The sequence below is a fragment of the Oscillibacter sp. KLE 1745 genome (assembly GCF_000469445.2).
Taxonomy (GTDB): domain Bacteria; phylum Bacillota; class Clostridia; order Oscillospirales; family Oscillospiraceae; genus Oscillibacter; species Oscillibacter welbionis.
Map to the genome: position 1 here is coordinate 1 of NZ_KI271653.1, position 1,496 is coordinate 1,496.

The window sequence follows — 1,496 nt, forward strand, 5'->3', positions numbered from 1 at the left end:
AATGGTTTTATATTACCCCCACCGAAAACGAGGCTTGAAAACTGCATGAAATAAGGCTTTTTCAACCCCTAAATGTCCACGCTACGGTGTTACCATATAGAAAATCGTTGTTCATAGAAAAGTTGCAAAAAATATTTGCAATGCACTTGCAAGTGTCATGAATATTGAGTATAATATTAGTGCAAGCTATAAAAATGACGAGGAAAGGAGTGCTATTATGGCTAAAGGAAATATGACGATAAGAATGGAGCCGGAGCTGAAAGCACAGGCGGCAGCTCTTTTTAAGACTTTGGGAATGGATTTGAGTACGGCGACGGGTATTTTTTATCGCCAGGCACTTAGGTGTCATGGACTTCCCTTTGAGGTCAAGGTTGACGAGCCGAACGCCACCACCTATGCTGCGATGGAGGCGGCAGACAAGGGTGAGGATATGTTTGGACCGTTTGACAGCGTTGGCGATCTGATGGAGGCACTTAATGCTTAAGCCGGAGTTTACGGGGCAGTTCAAACGAGATTATAAGCTTGCGGTAAAACGGGGCTGCAATCCGAAGAAGCTGGAAGAAGTCATTACGCTGCTATGCAATGAGCAACCATTGCCGGAGGCATATCGGGATCACGCTCTTACTAACTCCAGAAATTATAAGGACATGAGAGAGTGCCACATTGAGCCGGACTGGTTGCTTGTTTACAAGGTTGTCAGAGAGACCTTGATTTAGAAATTGATTAGGACGGGTTCTCATAGCGATTTGTTTTGAGAATTGCTCCAGATGAAAGAGTGGTGATGATATATGGCGGGTGTTATAACGGAAATTGCGGCGGAATGTGGCGTGTCAGAACAGGCGGTCAGAGCGTGGTGTCGGCGAAACCATGTTGCGAAAGATGCGAAAGGAAGTTTCGCAATCAACAAAAGCCAAAAAACCGCTATATATCAGCATTATTTAGGAGTTGAGCGAAAGCGAGTTTCACAACCGGCGAAAGCAAGTTGCGAAACTTGCGAAACATCTGAAACGGCGTTGATTTCCATGTTGCAGAAAGAATTAGACCGTAAAAATGAGCAGCTTTCTGTAAAGGACAAGCAGATCGAGGAGCTGAACGCAAGACTGGCGGAGGTCAGCTCGGCATTGGTTGCGGCACAGCAGACCGCACAGGCTGCCCAGGTACTTCATGCGGGGACGATCCAGCAGCAGCTTCTTACCGATGGGGTTGGAGCGGATCAGCAGAGCCAAAAAAAGCCGGAACAGCCAAGGAACTGGTGGAGCCGGCTTTTTGGAAAATAGAAGGGCGTAGTCCAATGTTGGAAAAAGCAAATTAAAAAGGAGAGATTACTATGAAAAAAGCGATTGTAGCAATGTTACTTATGGCTGTATTTTTGCTTGGCGGCGGTGGCCTCATTAGTATAGTTTTTTCATCTATAGCTGGTGGAGGTGTCGAGCAGAGCTTTATATATCCTATTTATGCGGGAATAATTGTGCTGGCTGGTCTTATTGTTGGTGCGG

At 45.9% G+C, this 1,496-nt stretch carries 3 protein-coding genes; all 3 read left to right on the forward strand.

Annotated features, from left to right (window positions below):
- The first annotated feature begins 217 nt into the window (after positions 1–217).
- Positions 218–484 (forward strand): type II toxin-antitoxin system RelB/DinJ family antitoxin, encoded by a 267-nt coding sequence (locus HMPREF1546_RS00395; RefSeq protein WP_036630097.1) that lies wholly within the window; start codon positions 218–220, stop codon positions 482–484.
- Positions 477–716, forward strand: a complete 240-nt coding sequence (locus tag HMPREF1546_RS00400) for a type II toxin-antitoxin system YafQ family toxin (protein ID WP_021751577.1) — start codon at positions 477–479, stop codon at positions 714–716. The genes HMPREF1546_RS00395 and HMPREF1546_RS00400 overlap by 8 nt, the downstream gene beginning before the upstream one ends.
- 72 nt (positions 717–788) lie before the next feature.
- Positions 789–1,277 (forward strand): hypothetical protein, encoded by a 489-nt coding sequence (locus HMPREF1546_RS00405; RefSeq protein WP_036636363.1) that lies wholly within the window; start codon positions 789–791, stop codon positions 1,275–1,277.
- The last annotated feature ends 219 nt before the right edge of the window (positions 1,278–1,496 follow it).